At 65.2% G+C, this 21,850-nt stretch carries 17 protein-coding genes; 7 read left to right on the forward strand and 10 right to left on the reverse strand.

Annotated features, from left to right (window positions below; translation table 11 throughout):
- Positions 1-49 precede the first annotated feature (49 nt).
- From prpF to prpB, 4 genes are all read right to left on the reverse strand, one after another.
- Complete coding sequence (gene prpF, locus QZ609_RS01235) at positions 50-1,234, reverse strand: 2-methylaconitate cis-trans isomerase PrpF (RefSeq protein ID WP_295489941.1); 1,185 nt, start codon at positions 1,232-1,234, stop codon at positions 50-52.
- A complete protein-coding gene (acnD, locus tag QZ609_RS01240) occupies positions 1,231-3,828 on the reverse strand; it encodes a Fe/S-dependent 2-methylisocitrate dehydratase AcnD (RefSeq protein ID WP_295489944.1) in 2,598 nt (865 codons plus the stop codon). Before acnD ends, prpF begins: the two co-directional genes overlap by 4 nt.
- Before the next feature lie 278 nt (positions 3,829-4,106).
- A complete protein-coding gene (gene prpC / locus QZ609_RS01245) occupies positions 4,107-5,276 on the reverse strand; it encodes a 2-methylcitrate synthase (protein WP_295489947.1) in 1,170 nt (389 codons plus the stop codon).
- 34 nt (positions 5,277-5,310) lie between these two features.
- On the reverse strand, positions 5,311-6,219 hold the full coding sequence (prpB, locus tag QZ609_RS01250; protein ID WP_295489949.1) for a methylisocitrate lyase: 909 nt from the start codon (positions 6,217-6,219) through the stop codon (positions 5,311-5,313).
- A 192-nt stretch (positions 6,220-6,411) separates the two neighbouring features.
- Here prpB and prpR point away from each other — a divergent pair, with 192 nt between their 5' ends.
- Positions 6,412-8,376, forward strand: coding sequence for a propionate catabolism operon regulatory protein PrpR (prpR, locus tag QZ609_RS01255; RefSeq protein WP_295489951.1), 1,965 nt, complete (start codon positions 6,412-6,414; stop codon positions 8,374-8,376).
- 5 nt (positions 8,377-8,381) lie between these two features.
- On the opposite strand, the gene QZ609_RS01260 is transcribed toward prpR, so the two are convergent.
- Complete coding sequence (locus QZ609_RS01260; RefSeq protein WP_295489953.1) at positions 8,382-8,960, reverse strand: NnrU family protein; 579 nt, start codon at positions 8,958-8,960, stop codon at positions 8,382-8,384.
- Positions 8,961-9,231: 271 nt separating this feature from the next.
- On the opposite strand from QZ609_RS01260, the gene QZ609_RS01265 reads away from it, so the two are divergent.
- Positions 9,232-10,065 (forward strand): aldo/keto reductase, encoded by an 834-nt coding sequence (locus QZ609_RS01265; protein ID WP_295489955.1) that lies wholly within the window; start codon positions 9,232-9,234, stop codon positions 10,063-10,065.
- Positions 10,066-10,101: 36 nt separating this feature from the next.
- Here QZ609_RS01265 and QZ609_RS01270 read toward each other — a convergent pair whose 3' ends face one another.
- The 4 genes from QZ609_RS01270 to gcvA all read right to left on the reverse strand — a co-directional run bounded on the left by QZ609_RS01270 (position 10,102) and on the right by gcvA (position 14,630).
- Positions 10,102-10,548 (reverse strand): hypothetical protein, encoded by a 447-nt coding sequence (locus QZ609_RS01270; protein ID WP_295489957.1) that lies wholly within the window; start codon positions 10,546-10,548, stop codon positions 10,102-10,104.
- A gap of 194 nt (positions 10,549-10,742) precedes the next feature.
- On the reverse strand, positions 10,743-12,275 hold the full coding sequence (locus QZ609_RS01275; RefSeq protein ID WP_295489959.1) for a trypsin-like peptidase domain-containing protein: 1,533 nt from the start codon (positions 12,273-12,275) through the stop codon (positions 10,743-10,745).
- Between the two features lie 311 nt (positions 12,276-12,586).
- Complete coding sequence (locus tag QZ609_RS01280; protein ID WP_295489961.1) at positions 12,587-13,393, reverse strand: hypothetical protein; 807 nt, start codon at positions 13,391-13,393, stop codon at positions 12,587-12,589.
- A 322-nt stretch (positions 13,394-13,715) separates the two neighbouring features.
- Positions 13,716-14,630: a transcriptional regulator GcvA gene (gene gcvA / locus QZ609_RS01285; protein ID WP_295489963.1), complete on the reverse strand. Its 915-nt coding sequence runs from the start codon at positions 14,628-14,630 to the stop codon at positions 13,716-13,718.
- A 143-nt stretch (positions 14,631-14,773) separates the two neighbouring features.
- Here gcvA and QZ609_RS01290 point away from each other — a divergent pair, with 143 nt between their 5' ends.
- The 3 genes from QZ609_RS01290 to QZ609_RS01300 are packed head-to-tail and all read left to right on the forward strand — an operon-like array spanning position 14,774 to position 17,697.
- Complete coding sequence (locus QZ609_RS01290; RefSeq protein WP_295489965.1) at positions 14,774-15,544, forward strand: cupin domain-containing protein; 771 nt, start codon at positions 14,774-14,776, stop codon at positions 15,542-15,544.
- The gene (locus QZ609_RS01295; protein WP_295489967.1) at positions 15,538-16,653 is read left to right on the forward strand and encodes an FAD-dependent oxidoreductase; all 1,116 of its coding nucleotides are present in this window, start codon (positions 15,538-15,540) and stop codon (positions 16,651-16,653) included. Before QZ609_RS01290 ends, QZ609_RS01295 begins: the two co-directional genes overlap by 7 nt.
- Positions 16,654-16,665: 12 nt before the next feature.
- On the forward strand, positions 16,666-17,697 hold the full coding sequence (locus QZ609_RS01300; protein ID WP_295489970.1) for an alcohol dehydrogenase: 1,032 nt from the start codon (positions 16,666-16,668) through the stop codon (positions 17,695-17,697).
- Between the two features lie 27 nt (positions 17,698-17,724).
- Here QZ609_RS01300 and QZ609_RS01305 read toward each other — a convergent pair whose 3' ends face one another.
- Entirely contained in the window at positions 17,725-18,639 is a 915-nt protein-coding gene (locus QZ609_RS01305) for a LysR family transcriptional regulator (RefSeq protein ID WP_295489973.1), read from the reverse strand.
- 2 nt (positions 18,640-18,641) lie between these two features.
- On the opposite strand from QZ609_RS01305, the gene QZ609_RS01310 reads away from it, so the two are divergent.
- Positions 18,642-20,009, forward strand: coding sequence for a MalY/PatB family protein (locus QZ609_RS01310; protein ID WP_295489975.1), 1,368 nt, complete (start codon positions 18,642-18,644; stop codon positions 20,007-20,009).
- A 236-nt stretch (positions 20,010-20,245) separates the two neighbouring features.
- Positions 20,246-21,655 (forward strand): amino acid permease, encoded by a 1,410-nt coding sequence (locus tag QZ609_RS01315; protein ID WP_295489979.1) that lies wholly within the window; start codon positions 20,246-20,248, stop codon positions 21,653-21,655.
- Positions 21,656-21,850 lie beyond the last annotated feature (195 nt).

The raw sequence follows: 21,850 nt of genomic DNA on the forward strand, positions 1-21,850 counted from the left end.
GCTCGCCTGACGTGGCGGGCTGATGGGGCTACGCGCCCGGTCAGCCCCGTCAGCCCGGTACGCGCACCCAGCCCTCCATCAGCACGCGCGCGCTGCGGCTCATGATGGCCTTGGTGACGGTCCACTCACCGTCCACCTGCTTGGCCTCGGCGCCCACGCGCAGCGTGCCGGACGGGTGGCCGAAGCGCACCGCGTTGCGCTCGCCACCACCGGCCGCGAGGTTGACCAGCGTGCCTGGAATGGCCGCTGCCGTGCCGATCGCCACCGCAGCCGTGCCCATCATCGCGTGGTGCAGCTTGCCCATCGACATGGCGCGCACGAGCAGGTCCACATCGCCCGCGCCAACTTTCTTGCCGCTCGACGAAACGTAGTCCTTAGGCTGCGCCACAAACGCCACCTTGGGCGTGTGCTGCCGCGTGGCCGCCTCGTCGAGGTTCTTGATGAGGCCCATGCGCACCGCGCCGTGCGCGCGGATGGTCTCGAACATCGCCAGCGCCTTCACGTCGCTGTTGATCGCGTCCTGCAGCTCGGTGCCGGTGTAGCCGATCGCCTCGGCGTTCACGAAGATGGTCGGGATGCCCGCGTTGATCATCGTCGCCTTGAGCGTGCCCACGCCGGGCACCTCCAGGTCGTCGACGAGGTTGCCGGTGGGGAACATCGCGCCGCCGCCGTCACCGTCTTCATCCGCAGCCGGGTCGAGGAATTCGAGCTGTACTTCGGCAGCCGGGAAGGTTACGCCGTCCAGCTCGAAGTCGCCCGTCTCCTGCACCGCGCCGTTGCTGATGGGCACGTGAGCGACGATGGTCTTGCCGATGTTGGCCTGCCAGATGCGCACGATGGCCACGCCGTCGTGCGGCACACGGCTCGCATCGACCAAGCCGTTGCTGATGGCGAACGGGCCCACGGCGGCAGAGAGGTTGCCGCAGTTGCCCGACCAGTCCACAAACGGCTTGTCGATCGAGACCTGGCCGAACAGGTAGTCGACGTCATGGTCCGGCCGCGTGCTCTTGGCGAGGATGACAGTCTTACTGGTGCTGGACGTGGCGCCCCCCATGCCGTCGATCTGCTTGCCATACGGGTCGGGGCTGCCGATCACGCGCATGAGCAGTGCGTCGCGTGCAGCGCCGGGCTGCTGCGCGGCGGCCGGCAGGTCCTGCAGGCGGAAGAACACGCCCTTGCTGGTGCCGCCACGAATGTAGGTGGCGGGGATCTTGATCTGCGCCGGATGCGTCATGCGGCCTCCTTATTCGATTCCAGGAAGTCCTGCGCAAAGCGCTGCAGCACGCCGCCCGCTTCGTAGATCGACACTTCCTCGTCGCTGTCCAGGCGGCACGTGACCGGCACTTCTACACGCTCGCCGTTCTTGCGATGGATCACCAGCGTCAGGTCCGCGCGCGGCTTGCGCGCGCCGATCACGTCATAGGTTTCGGTGCCGTCGATGCCCAGCGTCAGGCGCGTAGTGCCCGGCTTGAACTCCAGCGGCAGCACGCCCATGCCGATCAGGTTGGTGCGGTGGATGCGCTCGAAGCCTTCGGCCACGATGGCTTCCACGCCGGCCAGGCGCACGCCCTTGGCGGCCCAGTCGCGCGAGCTGCCCTGGCCGTAATCGGCGCCGGCAACGACGATTAGCGGTTGCTTGCGTTCCATGTAGGTCTCGATCGCTTCCCACATGCGCGTGACGCGGCCCTCGGGCTCGATGCGCGCCAGCGAACCCTTCTTCACCGCGCCATCCACCACGGCCATCTCGTTGATGAGCGTCGGGTTGGCAAACGTCGCGCGCTGCGCGGTCAGGTGGTCGCCGCGGTGCGTGGCGTACGAGTTGAAGTCCTCTTCCGGCAAGCCCATCTTGGCGAGGTATTCGCCGGCGGCGCTGCTGGCCAGGATGGCGTTGGATGGCGAGAGGTGGTCGGTCGTGATGTTGTCACCCAGCACAGCCAGCGGGCGCAGACCCTGGAGCGTGCGTTCACCCGCCAGCGCGCCTTCCCAGTACGGCGGGCGGCGGATGTAGGTGCTCTGCGCACGCCAGTCGTACAGGGGGCTCACGCTGGCAGACGATTCGCTGCGCTGGTCGAACATCGGGATGTACACCTTGCGGAACTGCTCCGGCTTGACCGAGGCGCGCACGATGGCGTCGATCTCGTCATCGCTCGGCCACAGGTCCTTCAGCGTGATGGGCTTGCCGTTGGCGTCCGTGCCGAAGCTGTCGCGCTCGATGTCGAAGCGCACCGTACCGGCAATCGCATAGGCCACCACCAGCGGCGGCGAGGCGAGGAAGGCCTGCTTGGCATACGGGTGGATGCGGCCATCGAAGTTGCGGTTGCCCGACAGCACGGCGGTGGCGTACAGATCGCGGTCGATGATCTCCTGCTGGATCTTCGGGTCCAGCGCGCCGCTCATGCCGTTGCAGGTGGTGCAGGCAAACGCGACGATGCCGAAACCGAGGGTCTCCAGCTCGGCCTTCAGCCCAGCCTCTTCCAGATACAGTTCGACGGCCTTGGAGCCCGGAGCGAGCGAGCTCTTCACCCACGGCTTGCGAACCAAGCCGAGGCGGTTGGCATTGCGTGCCAGCAGCGCGGCGGCGATCACGTTGCGCGGGTTGCTGGTGTTGGTGCAGCTCGTGATGGCGGCGATGACGACGGCGCCGTCCGGCATCTGGCCCGGCGTCTCTTCCCATTGGCCGGCGATGCCCTTGGCGGCGAGGTCCGCCGTTGCCACGCGTGCGTGCGGGTTGGACGGGCCGGCCATGTTGCGGACCACGCTCGACAGGTCGAAGCGCAGCACGCGTTCGTATTCCGCATGCTTGAGTGTGTCGGACCAAAGGCCTGCGGCCTTGGCATACGTCTCGACCAGCTCGACCTGCTCGTCGCCGCGGCCGGTCAGGCGCAGGTAGTCGAGCGTCTGGTTGTCGATCGAGAACATGGCAGCCGTCGCACCGTACTCGGGCGCCATGTTGGAGATGGTGGCGCGATCGCCCAGTGTCAGGCGCGCGGCGCCCTCGCCATAGAACTCCAGGTATGCGCCCACCACCTTCTGTTTGCGCAGGAATTCGGTCAGCGCCAGCACGATGTCGGTGGCGGTGATGCCGGGCTGGCGCTGGCCCGTCAGCTCCACGCCCACGATGTCCGGCAGGCGCATCCACGATGCGCGGCCGAGCATCACGTTCTCCGCCTCCAGCCCGCCCACGCCGATGGCGATCACGCCCAGCGCATCGACGTGTGGCGTGTGGCTGTCGGTGCCGACGCAGGTGTCGGGATACGCCACGCCGTCGTGCGCCTGAATCACCGGCGACATCTTCTCCAGGTTGATCTGGTGCATGATGCCGTTGCCTGCCGGGATCACGTCGACGTTCTTGAACGCGAGCTTGGTCCAGTCGATGAAGTGGAAGCGGTCTTCGTTGCGGCGGTCTTCAATGGCGCGGTTCTTGGCGAAGGCATTGGGGTCGAAGCCGCCGCATTCCACCGCCAGTGAGTGGTCGACGATCAATTGCACCGGCACCACCGGGTTGACCTTGGCTGGGTCGCCGCCCTGGTCGGCAATCGCGTCGCGCAGGCCGGCGAGGTCGACCAGCGCGGTCTGGCCCAGGATGTCGTGGCAGACCACACGTGCCGGAAACCACGGGAAGTCCAGCTCGCGCTTGCGTTCGATCAGTTGCTTGAGCGAAGCGGTGAGGGTGGCGGGGTCGCAGCGGCGTACCAGGTTCTCGGCCAGTACGCGGGAGGTGTAGGGGAGTTTGTCGTAGGTGCCTTGTGCGATGGCTTCTACGGCTTCGCGGGCGTCGAAGTAGTCCAGCGATGTGCCGGGGAGGGGCTTGCGATGGGTGGTGTTCATGGTGTCGGTACATCCCTTGTTTCATCCCCTGCCGGGGCTGACTCACTTTCTTTGTCTTGCCAAAGAAAGTAAGCAAAGAAAGGCGCGCCCGAGATGGCGCGAGGTTGCAAAAGCGCCTCCTTGAATTTTTGTAACCGGGCGGAGACGGGGAAAACTCGCTTCGCTCAGACAGTTCCCCGTCTTTTTTCCGCCCGCTCACAAAAATTCAAGGCGCCATCAAGGGCAGGAACGTCAACGGCCAAACCGTCTTTGGGTTTGGGTTGACGTTCCTTTTTTCTTTACGGGCGCTTGGCGAGCGGCACGAACTTCAGGTCTTCCGGGCCGGTGTAGTTGGCGCTCGGGCGGATGATCTTGTTGTCGATGCGTTGCTCGATGATGTGCGCGGCCCAGCCGGACGTGCGCGCGATCACGAACAGCGGCGTGAACATGGCGGTGGGCACGCCCATCATGTGGTACGACACGGCGCTGAACCAGTCCAGGTTCGGGAACATCTTCTTGATGTCCCACATGACGGTTTCCAGGCGCTCGGCAATGTCGAACATCTTGGTGTTGGACGCTTCCTTCGACAGCTTCTTCGCCACTTCCTTGATGACCTTGTTGCGCGGGTCCGAGACCGTGTAGACCGGGTGGCCGAAGCCGATCACGACTTCCTTGGCTTCGACGCGGCGGCGGATGTCGGCCTCGGCCTCGTCCGGCGTGTCGTAGCGCTTCTGGATCTCGAACGCGACTTCATTGGCGCCGCCGTGCTTCGGGCCGCGCAGCGCGCCGATGGCGCCGGTGATGGCCGAGTAGATGTCCGAGCCCGTGCCGGCAATCACGCGGCCGGTGAAGGTGGAGGCGTTGAACTCGTGCTCCGCATACAGGTTGAGCGACACGTGCATCGCGTCGACCCACGACTTGGACGGCTCCACGCCGTGCAGCAGGTGCAGGAAGTGGCCGCCGATGGAGTCGTCATCGGTCTCCACCTCGATGCGCTTGCCGTTGTGGCTGTAGTGGTACCAGTACAGCAGCATCGAGCCGAGCGAAGCCATCAGGCGGTCGGCGATGTCGCGCGCGCCGGGTACGTTGTGGTCGTCCTTCTCCGGCAGCACGGTGCCGAGCACCGACACGCCGGTGCGCATCACGTCCATCGGGTGGGCGGAAGCCGGCACCCACTCCAGTGCGGCCTTCACGTTGGCGGGCAGGCCGCGCAGCGCCTTCAGCTTGGCCTTGTACGCAGCCAGTTCGGCCTTGTTCGGCAGCTTGCCGTGCACCAGCAGGTGGGCCACTTCTTCAAACTCGCAGGCGGCGGCCAGGTCGAGGATGTCGTAGCCGCGGTAGTGCAGGTCGTTGCCGGTGCGGCCGACCGTACACAGCGCGGTGTTGCCCGCCGTCACGCCCGACAGGGCCACGGACTTCTTCGGCTTGAAGGCACCGGCGTTCGGGGTGCTGTTGTCTGCTTCGCTCATGTGGGGTCTCCTGATGATCTTGATCTAACGGGGGTTATTTCTGCACCGCATGCTGCGTGGCGAAGAGCGCGTCCAGCTTGTCTTCGTACGCGTGGTAGCCGAGATATTGGTACAGGTCCGCGCGGGTCTGCATGGTTTCCACGGCTGCCTTCTGCGTGCCGTCGCGCAGCACCGTCTGGTAGAAGTTGAGCGCGGCCGCGTTCATCGCACGATACGCGCCACAGCAGTACAGCGCGATGTCCACGTTGGCGCTGCGCAGCTCGTCGGTGGTGAACAGCGGCGTGCTGCCGAACTCGGTCAGGTTGGCGAGGATGGGCACCTTCACGGCGGCCTTGAAGCGGCGGTAGTCGTCCAGCGTCTTCATGGCTTCGGGGAAGATCATGTCCGCGCCCGCTTCCACATAGGCCACCGCGCGCTCGATGGCGGCGTCGATGCCTTCCGACGCGGCGGCATCGGTGCGGGCCATGATGACGAAGTCGTCATCGGTGCGGGCGTCCACGGCGGCCTTCACGCGGTCGACCATCTCATCGATGGGCACGACTTCCTTGCCGGGGCGATGGCCGCAGCGCTTCTGGCCGACCTGGTCCTCCATATGCACCGCCGCCACGCCCGCCTTGATGAACGAGCGCACCGTGCGCGCGATGTTGAAGGCGCCGCCCCAGCCGGTGTCGATGTCGACCATCAGCGGAATCTGCACGGCATCGGTGATGCGGCGTGCGTCGATCAGCACGTCTTCCATGGTGCTGATGCCCAGGTCCGGAATGCCCAGCGAGTTGGCGGCCACGCCGCCGCCCGACAGGTAGACGGCCTTGAAGCCGGTCTGCTCGGCCATCTTGGCGGCGTAGGCGGTGATGGCGCCCACCACCTGCAGCGGTTGGGACTCGGCCACCGCCTGGCGGAACTTGGCGCCGGCGCTGGTGGGATGACGTTGGGTTGTGCTCATGGGGTCTCCAGGAAATCGGAACCCTTATTGCAGGAAGCAGGCCAGCCCGGGAAAGCTTGCTAAGTCCTTGATTCGTAATGAGCCCGGGTCGCCCGTGCTGCACATGGAATTTCAGAAATGAAATTTCCAATTTCAAACGGGAAACGCTGCGCGCATAATGACTGTACCGCCGTACCCGCAGTGAGCCTCCCCATGAACACCGCCACCCCCGACCTCGCCCAGCGCCCGCGCGTCTGGGCCTGCGGCATCAGCCGCCTGAGCGACCTGTTCCTCGACCTTGCCGCTGAGTACAACGACCGCGCCGAGCTGCGCGTCATCACGCTCGGCTTTGAAGACATCGTGCGCGAGATCGACACCGCCGGCCCCGAGCGCCCCGACGTGGTGGTCGCGGGCGGCTCCAACGGCGCGTACCTGAAGCCGCGCCTGTCGCTGCCCGTGGTCGTCATCAACCCGACCGGCTTTGACGTGATGCACGCGCTGGCCCGTGCGCGGCGCACGGCATCGGGCGTGGAGCAATCGGTGGCGCTCGTCACCCACGGCGATACGCCCGACGAGGTGCGCCGCTTCGTCGCCGCGTACGGCATGGACGTGGTGTTCGCCTCCTACGCATCGCGCCAGGATGCCGAGAGCTGCGTGCTCGACCTGCGCGACCGGGGGGTGGGCGCCGTGGTGGGCCCCGGCCTGGTGACGGACCTGGCCGCGCAGGCCGGCATGAACGCGGTGTTCCTGTACTCACGCGACTCCGTGCGCGCCGCCTTCGACACCGCGCTGGAAGTGGTGCAAGCCACTCGCCGCGAGGCACTACGCCGCCAGCGCCTGGACAACCTGCTGCAGCACCTGCGCGACGGCGTGGTCGCGCTGGATGCACAAGGCCGCGTCGAGGCCATCAACGAGCGCCTGGCCACTGCGCTCGGCATCGACGCCAAGGCGGCCGCCGGCCGGCCGCTGCTCGACATCGCGCCCAACCTGATGGGCCTGCTGCCCGATGCCGACGGCGACACGCTTGGCACCGTGCGCGGCGTGAACTACGTCATCCACCGCGGCCCCTTGGCCAGCACGGGCGGCGATGCGGCCGAAGGCACCGTCTTCACCTTCCAGGAATCCCGCGCGGTGGAGCGGCTGGACCGCACGCTGCGCTCACGCCAGCGCCCGCAGCAGTTCAGCGCGCGCTACCGGCTCGATGATCTGGTGGGCGAGTCCCCGCCCATTGAGCGCGTGCGCACGCTGGTGCGACGCTATGCCAAGTCGGATGCCACCGTGCTGGTGCTGGGCGAATCCGGCACCGGCAAGGAGATGGTCGCGCAGGGCATGCATCAACTGAGCGCGCGGCGCGACTTTCCGTTTGTCGCCATCAACTGCGGTGCGTTTCCCGAAGCGCTGCTGGAGAGCGAGCTGTTCGGCTACGAAGAAGGTGCCTTCACTGGTGCACGCAAGGGCGGCAAGGCCGGGCTGATCGAAGCCGCGCACCGGGGCACGCTGTTCCTGGATGAGATTGGCGAGATGCCGCAGCCACTGCAAAGCCGCCTGCTGCGCGTGCTGCAGGAGCGCGAGGTGGTGCGGTTGGGCTCCACCGAGCCCACGCGCGTGGACATCCGCGTGGTGGCGGCCACGCACCGCGCGTTGACCGATGCGGTGGAAGCCGGTGCCTTCCGGGCCGACCTGTACTACCGCCTCAACATCCTCAGCATCGCGCTGCCCCCGCTGCGCGAGCGGCCGGACGACGTGATGCCCGTGGCTGCCGAGCTCTTGGTGCAGGCCGCTCGCCGCGAGCCGCGCCTGTTGCTGCGCATCCCCAACACTGAGGTGGCCGCGCGCGTGCTGGCCGGCATTGCCGACCCGCTGCGGCGCTACACCTGGCCCGGCAACGTGCGCGAGCTGCAGAGCGTGATCGAGCGGATTGCGGTGGAGCTGGCGGACGCGGATGACGCGGACGAAGGAGCCATCACGCATGACGTGCTGCGCGTGATTGCGCCGGAGGTGTTCGAGGTGCGAGGGCGGGGCAAGACGGCCGCGCTGACGTTGCGCGAGCGTAGCCGGGGTGTGGAAGCCGATGAAATTCGCGCCGCGCTGGCGGCGCATGATGGCGATCGGGACGCGGTGTGCGCTGCGTTGGGGATCAGCAAGACGACGTTGTGGCGGCGGTTGAGTGAGCGGTAATCGCCTCACCCCAACGGCCTCACCCCAATCCACCACCCATGCAGATAAAACGCGAACGCAACCCAGGCGACCGCGCCAACCACGACGGCAATCACATCACGTGAGAACGCCCCATCGGGATAGACCGTGCCTGCAACACGATCCCGCCGTCGCGCAGCCGCGTAAGTCAGGAGCGCCCAGACGAGGAAGGCGCCGAACAGCACGACCGCGTGCAGCGCGCCGTTGGCCAGCAGATGCGCCAAGGCCCACAGCACCACACTGAGCGCTTGCGGATGCTTGAGCCACGCCTTGAAGTGGGTGCCCGGCACGTACGCGGCCGGAAACAGGATGAATGCCACCAGTGTGAGCAGGCCCGCGAGATGCGGCGCCCATGCCGGCGGCAACCACAGCACGACCGGCGCGTGCCGCGCCATGCCGTATCCCCAGATCACCAACGCCAGCCCGATGATGGACGCGACGGAATACGCGCCCTTCCAGCCCTTCTCGCCCATCTGTGCGATCCGTGCGGTGCGCCAGTCGTCTGCAAAGATCCGGATCGAATGCACACCCAGGAAGATCAACAACCCCAATATCAGGACAGACATGGCGGGCTCCTCGTGACAGATGTCGGGCGATGGCGGCGATTGTCTCGCATGACGTCGGCTGTTGCCAATATCGGCGCCCGCACGGGCAACCCCGCGTGATCCGGGTTCGGGCCGCACGGTATGCGCGGCGTATGTTCTGACCGGACGGATCTGCCCTTACCGACGCGCACGGCGTCTTGTAGATTCACGTGTTGTTACCTAGGGTGAGTGGGGGCTGCGAGACCCGCAACGGTGCCTTGAGCCACCCGCCTGCGCCAACCAGAACACACACATGAAACATGTCACCTTGCCCGATGGCGAACGCGTGCCTGCGCTCGGCATGGGAACGTGGAATATGGGCGAGCACCGCGCCGCCCGCGCCGAGGAAATCGCCACGCTGCGCCTGGGGCTCGATCTCGGCCTGCGCCTGATCGACACGGCAGAGATGTACGGCGAGGGCCTGTCCGAAACGCTCGTCGGCGAGGCTATGGCCGGGCGGCGCGACGAGGTGTTTCTCGTCAGCAAGGTCTATCCGCACAATGCCAGCCGGCGCGGCATTGCTGCCGCGTGCGAGCGTAGCCTGCAGCGGCTCGGCACCGACCGCATCGATCTGTACCTGCTGCACTGGCGCGGCAGCATCCCGCTGGAAGAGACCCTACAGGGCCTGCAAGCCCTGCAGCGCGCAGGCAAGATCCGCCACTACGGCGTGAGCAATCTCGACCTGTCCGATATGGAAGAACTCTGGGGTGCGCCCGGTGGCGATCAGGTCGCGGTCAACCAGCTGCTGTACAACCTCGGCCGGCGCGGCATTGAGTGGGACCTGCTGCCCTGGCTGCGTGAGCGCCGCGTGCCGGTGATGGCGTACTCGCCCATTGAACAGGCGCGGCTGACCCGGCATCCGAAGCTGGTGCGTTTTGCCCAGGAGAGCGGTATGACGCCCGCGCAGGTGGCGCTGGCGTGGTTGCTGGCGCGCGACGACATCATCGCCATTCCCAAGACCAGCCATCGCGACCGGTTGCGCGAGAACTTCGGCGCGCTGGCGCACAGCCTGACACCTGAGCAACTGGCCGCGTTGGACCGCATCTTCCCGCCGCCGTCCGGCCCGCGGTCGCTGGAAGTGCTCTAAGCCACAGAGACGTGGCAGTGCTGGTGCGTGTCGCGCTTAGTGCGACTTGGCCTGGTAGCGCTCGTAGTCCACATAGCGCACCAGGTAGGCGCGCGCCTTTTCGCGCGTGTCGGTGGTGACGCGGTCAGCCGCCTGGCGCGCGCCCGACTTGCCGTGCGACGACACCATCTGCGCATTGAGATAGTCGCGGAAGGCATCGTGCATGACTTGCAGTTCGCCCTTGCAGGCATCCAGCGCCGACGACGCCACCGCCTTGCTCTGCGCGTTGCCGGGCACGCCGTCGTCGGCATGACGCTGCACGCAGTCCATGTATTTGGCGCGCAGCGCCATCCAGCCAGCGTCGGCGCTGGCCGTGCCGGTCGTGCTGGCTGTGTTGGCCACGCTGGACGAATCAGCAGACTGCTGCTGCGAGGGCGCGGGCGAACCGCACGCGCCAAGCAAGGCCAGCAGGACGAGGGGCGAAGCGTAGAGGGCTCTTTTCATGGCAAGAGACTCTACTGCAGACCTCCGCCTTTTTCTCCCGGCAGAGTCGACCATGCCTCACACCAGTAACAATTGGAAACGACTTCGTATGCCGGTCGCGGGCTTGTACGCAGCGCCCGTGCAATTTTGCGCGCCCATGCGCCGGGACGCTTCCACTGCCTTGCGCTCACCGGCCTTGGCTGGCCGGCACGCATTCACCTGAGCTCAACCGAAACAAAGACGCGGTTGTTGTCATGCAGGATCAGCAACGCGACTTGCTTCCCGGCCTTTGCGGCCAGCGTGCCCAGTTGCTCCTGTGAAGTGACCGGCGTGCCATTGAGCGACAGGATGACATCGCCGGGTTGGATGCCGGAACTGGTCGCGGGCCCATAGACGCCCTCCACCATCAGACCGTCTGCCAGCCCGCTGGCGAGCCGCTCGGCGTCATTGAGCGGGCGCACGGCCAAGCCGAGGCGACTGGCCGGGCTGCCCTCGTCTTGCCGCGTGCCGGTTTTCGCCTCGGGCGTGGCGGCCGCCACCGTCACCGAGACCGTCATCAGCTTGCGATTGCGAACCAGCGTGAGCGTGGCCTTGGCCCCTGGGGGGAGGCTGGCAACATGCTCGATCAGTTCTGCGGCGTGTCCAATTGCCTTGTCGCCAATCTGGGTGATGACGTCGCCTGGCTTGAGGCCGCTGGCGGCGGCCGGCGTGCCGGGCTCGACCAGATTGACCAGCGCGCCCGCCGCCCGGGGCAGGCCAAAGGCGCGGGCCAGGCCCGGATCGACGTCTTGCACGCTTGCGCCAAGGCTGCCCCGAGACGCCTTGTCCTGGGCCAGCAACACCGCCTCGACCTTGGTCGCCGCGTTGATCGGGATGGCAAAGGTCAGGCTCTGGTACCGCTCGGTCTGCCCATAGATCTGCACATTGATGCCGATCACCTCGCCGGCGCGGTTGAACAGCGGGCCGCCGGAATTGTCAGGATTGGCGGCGACATCCGTCTGGATGAACGCAACACTGGTGCCCTCCGGCTGCGCACGCGGGGCGGCGCTCACAATGCCGGCGGTGACGGTGTTCTCGAAGCCGTGGGGCGAGCCGATCGTCAACACGGGCTCGCCCACGCGCACGCGTGACGAGTCGCCAAGTTTCACGGTCGGCAGCGCCTTTGCGTCGATCCGGATCACGGCGACGTCGCTTTGCGCGTCGACGGCCAGCACCCTTGCCTTGAACTCGCGCCGGTCCGTCAGCTTGACGGAGACTTCCTCGGCGCGGTCCACCAGATGCGCATTGGTCAGGATCAGGCCATCCGCGCTGACGATGAAGCCCGAGCCGCTACCCTTGATCACGCGCGGCAGGCTGCCCTGAGGCTCCTGGAATTGCGGCGCCGAGCGCTTGAAGAACGGGACGAGGAGATCCTCCGGATCAATGGTTTCCGGCGCCGGCCCCGACGCTTGCGGCTCCGGCGCTGTCGTGCCCACTGTCGCGCTGATATTCACAACGGCAGGCCCGTAGCGTTCCACGAGGGTCGGGAAGTCGAGCGGCGCCGCAGCGCTGGGCGGCAAAACGGCGGGCGCGGCGGCCGGTGTGCTGGCCGGTGCAACCCGACCCGCTTTGGCGGCGGCTGGTGCGGCACTCGCTGCACTCGCGGCGATCGCCGTTGGCTGCTGGGTCGGACAGCCGCCGAGAACGGAAGCGATCACGACAGCTTCGCGCCAGGCGCGGCTCAAGTTCTTGCGGGTCTGGCGGAGCATGGCGCACCTCCAATACCGTCGTCGTGCCGTTGGCCGGACAACCGTCCGGCACGAGCACTTCACGCTAGCTCGAATTTATTCTAGGCCCCCACGCGGGCGGCGCGTGAAGCGCGAGGAGGGGGGCGGGGGGCGCCCTCCACGAAGACCGCCGCGTCAGCGCAACGGAACAATTTCCATAGGCCAGATGGCGGCATCCATCACAACATTCGGATGAGGCTCGGCTGACCGTCACGCAGGCGGAGGTGACGCTCCAAGCCGCACAAGCCCCGGCAGAGGCGGGTACCCTTTTACCGGTGCCGCTGGTAACGCGGTCAGCCGTCAAACGAAAACCCGACGGCCGCTTTCAATACCCATGGCTCCGAGCGCGAGGTGAGGCCTCGGCCGATGCCGATGCTGAAGTTGCACCCCCCGTGTTTCGCGTCGATGACGCCAAACAGTTGTTGGCTCCGGTGGCTCAGCGGCCCAACGGCGTGCATGTTGCCGAAGTCGCCGTAGTACTCCGCACCCACGGCATAGGTCGGCGTCGCCTGATAGGCCAGCTTCATCCTGGCCGACAGGTCTGGCACGCCTGATCCGTCGCCCGCGAGCTTCCGGCCGATCTCAGGATTGGCTGCGACCGTCCATTTGCCCCAGCGATAACCCGCAATCAACCGAAGCTCAGCATCGAGTCGATTTTCGGACAGACGTTTCGGCAGGTGCCCCGCTTCGATGAGCGTCCCCGCAAACAGGCCTTCGCCGCCTTCCTCCGCAGGGCGGATCGGCAAGTACAGCCACTCGAGGCGTGCGCCGTCAATCTTGCTTTGGCCGCTGGAATCCCGCGCGTAAAACAACTGGGCCCCCAACTGCATCGTTTTGGTGAGCCCGTATGACAGTTGCGGGCTCGCCTGCAAGAGATGCGCGGTGGGGCGCCGGTCCTCGTCGGTGGCGGTCTTCGGGTTGCCCATGGCGTAGCCGGCAGACAGATCGATGCCCACTTGCCCCGGCTCGTTGATGTCATCCATTTGGACCTGGAGTTCATCAGGCAGGGCCAGACTCGCACTGGCATAACCGATCGACAGGACAGCAACGATTGCGCGCCCGATCCGGTGAATCTGTTCGTATTTTTTCTTCGTCCGCACCGCGGCTCCCCGTCAACAGCGTATCGAGGCGCAAGGTTCGACCCTATAGTGACTTCAGGGTCAAGGGGTTGCGTTGCAGATGCACAAACTTGAGCGACCACGCGGACCGGCGAGGCGCCTGTCTCATTGCGTGAGGGCGGCCGGGACGCGATGTGCGGCGGGGGGATAAGTACGACGAGGTGGCGGCGGCGACTGACCGCGGGCTGGCCGGCGGTCAGTGCGCGCCGCCCGGGTCTGGCCCCCCACGGCGCCGTCGTCTGTTATGCCTCCAACGTCTATGGCGATCTACCGGAGCCGTTTCGGGATCCGCTGCTCCGCTTGGTCATCCTGCCATCGCTTCGCTGACCAGCCAGTCGCGGAAAGCCGCCAGCCTGGGCAGGCTGGCACATTCCGTTCGATACACCACGTAGTAGGCAAGTGCGGACGTGAATTCGACCTCCGGAAAAAGCCGGACGAGTCGCCCTGCCGCCAGATCATCGCGGGCCATGACACTGCGCGCCAAGGCCACGCCGTGGCCATCGATGGCCGCTTGCAGTACCGCCGCGGAGTTGTTGATCCGCATGCCGCGTTTGGTTGTGACCGTCGTCACCCCCGCCTTCTGCAGCCATGCATCCCACGAAGCGAAGCCCGCGTGGCTGTCTACCGACAGGTCGTGGATCAGCGTTTCCTTGGCGAGATCCGCCGGGGTGCGCAGCCGCCGCTTCTGGCGCAGTAGGCCTGGGGAGCAGACCGGGTAGATCTCTTCGCCCATGAGTTTTTCTGTCGCCAAGCCTGGCCAATTTCCCGCGCCATAACGCACACCAATGTCGACCCCTTGGGCGATGAAGTCGACCGGCTTGAGATTGGTGTCGAGCCGTACGTCCGTGTCAGGCCACGCCGCCTGGAACCGATCGATACGCGGCAACAGCCACTTGGCCGCAAAAGCAGGGCTGACCGTCACCGTGAGTACGCCGCTTGCCGATGCCTCCTTGAGCCGCTCCAGGCCGAGGCTCAATCGATCGAACCCCGCGCGTATGTCCGGCAGCGCGCGCTCCGCAGCCTCAGTGGCGACGAGCCGCGCTCGCCCGCCGCTGCTCCGATGAAACAGCGGCGTGCCGAGCGACGCCTCCAGGCTGCGTACCAGTTGGCCGACCGCGGCGGGGGTGACGTTGAGCTCTGCCGCCGCGGCGGAAAAACTCTGATGCCGGGCGCTTGCCTCAAATGCACGCAACGCATTCAGGTAAATCGGCAGCTTCATAGCGAGAAATATTTTCTTTCGATACCAAGCAGAATATCTGATTTGCGACGGCACCGGATCAGTCGAACAATGGTGCAAAACAGGGGCTTGGACGCGAAGCGCTCCAGTTCTGCGCCTCGTGAATCGGCCCTTCAGGAGCATCCATGAATAGTTCTTCTTCCAAAGCTGCCATCGTTACCGGCGCCAAGGTTCGCCACTGCGCCGGCGACATCGGGCGACCAGCCACTGCCATCGGGCTCGTCAACCACGATTTCTCTCAGCGCGTGGTGGTCACGCCAGGCGAGTACCACTGGGTCGCGTCACCTCAGCATGGCGTGGACCGCGTGATGCTCGACCGAGTCGGCAAAGAACAGGGCCACGCCACCAGCATCGTGCGGTACGCCCCGGCTTCGCACTTCCCGCGTCACCATCATCCGGGAGGCGAGGAAATACTCGTCCTCGCTGGCACGTTCACCGAAGGTACGCACCACTACCCGGCTGGCTGGTATCTGCGTAACCCGCCCGGCTCGTCCCACCAGCCGTCCAGCGACGAGGGCACGCTTCTGTTCGTCAAGCTCTGGCAGATGTATGGCGGTGGGCCAGACGCTGTGCGCATCGATACCCGCGACCCATCGTGCTGGGTCGTTCAGGGCGGACGCGAGACCTGCCCGCTCTTCGCGGATCACGCCGAGCATGTGTCCATTGAACGCGTGGCAGCGCGCATGCAACTTCTCGACAACCCCGTTGGCGGCGTGGAGCTGTTGGTGCTCGACGGCACCCTGTACGAAGGCGCCCAGCAATATGCGCGCGGCACCTGGCTACGACTGCCGCCTGGCGAATGCCCAGCCTTGGTTTCGGGTAGCGCTGGGGCAACGGTGTATCTCAAGTCGGGCCATCTCGCGGGCGCTCCTCTGAACGAGGCCGCCGCATGTTGACCAGGCGCATTGCGATCATCGGCGGTGGGCTCAGTGGTCTGTACGCGGCCACGCTGCTTGAGCAGCGCGGCATCAAGGACTACATCCTGCTGGAGGCACGCAATACGTTTGGCGGTCGGATCCTGTCTGTGCCGGAGGACTCAGCAACCGAGCGTTACGACCTTGGCGCAACCTGGTTCTGGCCGGCAATGAACCCGGACCTGGCAGCGCTGATCGAGGCGCTTGGGCTGGAGACATTCGAGCAGTTCGAAGCGGGTGACATGCTGGTCGAACATTCAAGATCGGCTGCGCCTACACGCGTGAACGGATATCTCTCCGCGCCGCCTGCGCTGCGTGTTGCGGGTGGGATGGCAGCGCTCACCGATGCCATTCGCGATCGCCTGACGGCTGGATGCCTCATCTCGGGCCATCGCGTACGGCACCTTCGGCATCTGGGAGACTGCGTCGAAGTCGAAGCCAGTGACGCGTTGGGCTCGACGATCTGTCATCGCGCGACGCACGTCTTGCTCGCCGTACCGCCGCGCCTTGCCGCAACCACCATCGCGTTCCGCCCGATGCTGCCGGAGGCAACCCTGCAGTCATGGCAGCAGTGCGGGACCTGGATGGCGCCGCATGCCAAGTACGTGGCGGTGTTTGATGAACCCTTCTGGCGCAAGCACGGGCTTTCGGGTGAGGCGCGCAGCGCCGTGGGGCCCCTCGCGGAGATTCATGACGCGTCGGCACATCGGGGTGGTGCTGCGCTGTTCGGGTTCCTGGGTGTTCCTGCGCAGGTGCGCGGCAAAACGCCCGAGGCGGTCCTGCTCGCGCACTGCCGCGCCCAGCTTGTTCGGCTGTTTGGCGACCGTGCTGGCGCGCCCAGCGCCGAGTTTCTAAAGGATTGGACGAGCGATCCATACACGGCGGTGATGGCAGACCAGCACCCCATTCCGCACCACAGCGCGGTGCTGCGGTCCACAGCGCCCGCTGGCGCCTGGCAAGACCGGCTCATTGGCATTGCCAGTGAGTGGTCCCCGCGTTTCTCAGGCTATGTCGCCGGCGCAGTGGATGCAGCTCGCCTTGGCGTGGCGGTACTGCACGCACCAGACGCAACAGCGTCGCTTTCGTATTGAGGAGAATTTGCCATGCCGGAACAGAAGACCTACAAAGCGATGCAGGTGACCAGCCCAGGTGTGCTGGAGCTGGTTGAACGCAACGCGCCAACACCGGCAGCAGGCGAAGTGCTGCTCCGGGTCGAGGCGTGCGGCGTGTGCGGCGCCGATGCGGGTGCCATCGAAGGGCGGGAAGCGAAACTGCAATTCCCGCGCGTTCCAGGTCATGAAGTTGTCGGGCGCATCGTGGCGATGGGGCCCGGCACTGCTTCGATCTGGAAGGTCGGCCAGCGCGTTGGCGTGGGCCGACTGGGCGGCCACTGCAACGCATGCGAGCAATGCCGTCGCGGACAATTCCAGCTCTGCAAGAACCAACCCATCGTTGGCAGTTCGCAAGACGGTGGCTATGCAGAAATGATGATCGCCCGCAGTACCGGATTGGTGTCGATTCCCGATGCACTCAGTTCGGAAGCGGCGGCGCCCATTCTGTGCGCTGGCATAGCGACGTTCAACGCGCTCAGGAAATCGGGTGCGCAGGCCGGTGACCTCGTTGCGATCCAAGGCATTGGTGGCCTCGGGCACATGGCCATCCAGTACGCACGCAGGATGGGCTTCAGGGTCGTGGCCGTCGGCCGAGGTGCTGATATTGCCGACGACGTGCGCGAGTTGGGTGCGCACATCTATGTCGACACCCGCGTCGAAGATCCGGTTGTCCAGCTGCAAGACATGGGTGGCGCACACGTGATCTTGACCACCATCACGGACAGCGCCGCAGCGTCTTCGCTCGTGCCGGGCCTCGCGCCGCAGGGGCGGCTGCTTGTCGTGGGCGTTGGCCGCGAGCCGCTGGCGATCATGCCGGCAGCGCTGGTGGGCGGTGAACGCATGATCCAGGGGAACCTGACCGGTACGCCGTTTGAATCCGAGCGAGCGCTGGACTTCAGCGTGCTGACCGATGTTCGGCCGCTGATCGAAACCATGCCGCTGGAGAACGCCCTCGAAGCCTATCAGCGCATGATGTCGGGGCAGGTCAAGTTCCGCATGGTGCTGACCATGAACGCAGGTTGACGGCAATTCGCGCAACGCGCTCCGCCGTCAATCCTGATCGGCGCGCCGCCTGCCTTTGACGCCCATTTGCCGCGCGATCGCGAGGAAGCCCGCGAGATAGGCGATGTCTTCCTCGCCTCGGCGGACGCCTAGGTTGATGCTCTTGTTGATCCCGCGCTTCCCGAGCCGGACCGCCCGGATGGGGAGGCCAGCCCCTTCTTCCTGCACCAGCCAATCCGGCAACACTGAAACGCCCCGGCCCGCGGCGACGAGTTGCAGCATCAGGTCGGTCGCTTCCGCAGTTCTGTGGGTTTTCGGCAGGCAATGCGCCGGCACCAGGAAGCGGGTGTAGATGTCAAGCCGCTCCGTGCTCACGGGCACCGTAATCAATTCTTCGCCAAGCAGGTCCTGCGGCTGCGCAAAGGCACGCGCGGCCAGCGGGTGCGCTTCATGCACGACCAGGATCAGCTCGTAGTCGATAACGGGCGTGAAGACGAGCTCCGGCAGGTCGATCGGGTCCGGCGTAATGAGCAGATCGATCTCGTGGCCGAGAAGCGCGCCCACGCCATCGAAGCGGAATGCCGTACGCACATCGAAATCCACATCGGGCCATGCCGCCAGGTAGTGAGGCGTCAGCCGTGAGAGCCACTTCTGGCACGGGTGACATTCCATGCCCACGCGCAGTGCGCCGCGCCGGCCTTGGGCGTAGTCGACCAGCACGCGCTCGGCATGGTCGATCTGCGGCAGCACGCGCTGCGCCAGGGCCAGCAGGTACTGCCCCGCCTGCGTAAAACGCAGGCCGCGCCCGCTCTTGGTCCAAAGCTTGACCCCGTGGCGCTCCTCCACTTTCCGGATCATGTGCGACAGCGCCGACTGCGTGACATTCAGCCGTTCGGCCGCCGCAGTGACGCTGCCCAGGCGGTCCACTTCCAGCAGGATGGCGAGGTGTTGGCGGTCCAGCATCCATGACTCCTGTTCATTGCTTGATGAGAACATACCATTTCTGCTCATGGAATGGCGCTGCTACTCTCGCTCGCAAGCAACATTCGGTCACAGTTTGGCGTGACCCGTTTTCCAGAGAAGAGGAAGGGACCGTGAAGGCATATTCGGCAGCGCTGAGAAAAGACGTATCCACTGGCGAAGGCGCCAGCGTGTTTGATGAAGTGATCGATCGCAAGCACTCCAATTCCATGAAGTGGGCGATCGCAGACAAACTGCTCGCTGCCGACGAGGCCGCAGCGCAGCCGTTGCCGATGTGGGTGGCAGATACGGACTTCAAGTCTCCGCGCCCCGTCATCGATGCGCTGCACGAGGCGGTGGAGCATGGCGTGTTCGGCTACCCCGGCGGCGCAACGGACAGCTATGTCGATGCGGTGGTCGGCTGGCAAGCCAAGCGGTTCGGATGGGAGGTACCCAAAGCGTGGGTGATTCAGACCTCCGGCATCATCACGACCCTGAAGACGGCTGTGCAGGCGTTTTCCGCGCCCGGCGATACGGTGCTCATTCAACCGCCCGTGTACGCGCACTTCCACAACGATGTCCTGATGAACGGCCGTCATCTGGCCTTCGCGCCGCTTGAGCGCACGGAGACGGGCTACCGCTTCAACGCGCAGACGTTCGAGGCCGCGATCCAGGGCAACACCAAGCTCTTCATCCTCAGCAATCCGCACAACCCGACGGGCAATGTCTGGTCTGAAGACGAGCTGCGCACCATGGGCGAGATCTGCCTGCGCCATGGCGTGCTCGTGATCTCCGACGAGATCCACCAAGACTTGATCATCAACCCCGGCAAGAAGCACATCCCCTTCGCTTCACTAAGCGAGGCATTCGCGCAAAACAGCATCACCTGCACGGCGCCGAGCAAGACGTTCAACCTGCCGGGCTTGCAGAGCGCGAATGTGATCGTGCCGAACCGGCGCTTGCGCGAAGAGCTGCTGCGGCAATACGACCGCAACATGTTCCCGCTCGTGAACACGCTGGGCATGGTGGCCGCAGAAGCCGCCTATACGCATGGTGAGCCGTGGCTGGAAGACATGCTGGCCTATCTGCGCGATAACCACAGCCACTTCGCCAGCGCGGTCAACAGCGCGACCGCAAAGGTCAAGGTCTTGCCAGCGGATTCGCTCTACCTGGCATGGATGGACTGTCGCGGGCTCGGCTTGGATGCCGACGCGCTCAACACATTCATGCTGACCAAGGCCCGGCTCTGGCTCGACAAGGGGCAGAAGTTCGGCATCGAGGGACACGGCTATATGCGCGTCAATCTTGGGTGCCCTCGGTCCACCGTCGATGAAGCCGTCCGGCGGCTGACCGCTGCCGTGGCCGGGCGCTAAACGGCCTGCCGCGAACGCAATTTCGAAACCGCACGCGTTCGCGGCAATACCTTCAGCGAGGAGACAACACAACGCAGTTTTTGACTTGCCGTGGGCCGCTGGCCCACCCGGCAACGGGCCTCTGCACGCCCGATTTCTGACCGCGCAGTTTGAGGAACGGCGCCGCTGTTTCTCTCCCACACCACGCGCGAGACAAAAAACATAGCGCGACCGCATCACACCCTAGGAGGAAGACCATGCGTGAAGGAACGCAAATACAGGCGTACGAAAAAGAAGATCTGAAACGAGATCTCAAGAACCGCCATATCCAGATGATCGCCATTGGCGGGGCCATCGGTACCGGCCTGTTTTACGGCTCGTCCTGGGCCATCAAGACCGCCGGCCCGGCCATTCTGCTGGTGTATATCGTGGCGGCCATCGCCATCTACTTTGTGATGCGGGCGCTTGGCGAGATGGCCGTCGAAGAGCCCGTATCCGGTTCGTATGTTTCGTACTCGAACCGCTACATCCACCGGTTCGTTGGCTTCCTGAACGGGTGGAATGCATTCATCTTTCTGTTGGCCACCAGCGCTGCAGATCTGAACGCGTTGGGCAACTACGTGCATTTCTGGTTCCCGAGCGTGCCGATCTGGGTGACCGCCCTGGTGGCGGTGTCAGTCATGTTTGCGGTCAACATCATTGGCGTGAAGATCTACGGCGAGGCGGAGTTCTGGTTTGCGCTGGTCAAGGTTGTGGCCATCGGCGCGTTGATCCTCTTCGGGGCGGGCATGATCTTCTTCGGCATCGGCAACCACGGGCAAGCCGTCGGCTTCCACAACCTGGTCGACCACGGAGGCTTCTTCCCGAAAGGTGTGAGCGGAACGCTCCTGTCGATCGTGATGGTGGCGTTCGCGTTTGGTGGCGTCGAAAACCTGGGGCTGGCGGCAGGTGAAGCCAAGGACGTCAAGACCACCATGCCGAAAGCCGTCAATGCCACGTTCTGGCGCTTGCTGCTGTTCTATGTGGGCGCCATTGCCGTGCTGCTGGCGGTGTTCCCGTGGACTTCGTTGACCACCAAGGGCAGTCCGTTCGTGGATGTGTTTGTGAAGATGGGGGTTCCGGCTGCGGCAGGCATCATGAACCTGGTGGTCGTGACGGCGGTGCTGTCTGCGGTGAACGCCAGCGTCTTCACCAACAGCCGCACGTTCTACAACCTGGCCCTGCAGAAGAACGCCCCGGCGTTCCTGAGCGTGGTGAACAGCCGCAAGGTGCCCTCGCGCGCCATCATGCTGGTCTTTGCAACCATGTTTGCCGGCGTGGTGCTGAATTACGTCATGCCCGAGCAAGCCTTCGAGCTGTTCTCTTCGGTCACAGTGTTTGCGCTGGTTTGCGCGTGGGCATCGATTGTCATCAGCCATCTGAACTTCCGGAAGGTCCGCATTCAGAATGGCCAGGAAGGCAAGCTTTCCTACAAGATGCCGTTCTACCCATATAGCAACTACATTGCGCTGGCGTTCGTGGCCGCGGTCATGGTCTGCATCGCCATCCTGCCGGACATGCGCATGTCGTTGGCGGTGTCGGGTGTGTGGGTCGCGGTCGTCTTTGTCGCCTACAAGTTCTATACGCGGAATGAGACTGTGCTTGCCGATGCACCGGCAAGCTCCTGAGCGCGTCAAGCAGTGCTAGCGGTGCGGCTGGCCCAATCGGTTGGAAGATTGTTTGCCAGCTGCGCCTTGCGCCTGCCGTACCGAGGCAAATGTGTGCCTCTTCGAATCGGTACTCCCCGACACTCAGCGGCCATCAGCAAGCCAACGTTGCGGCGGAGGTTGAACGCGGGCTAGCCCCCGCTCAGTTTGCGCTGC

This window comes from uncultured Ralstonia sp., assembly GCA_913056305.1.
GTDB lineage: Bacteria > Pseudomonadota > Gammaproteobacteria > Burkholderiales > Burkholderiaceae > Ralstonia.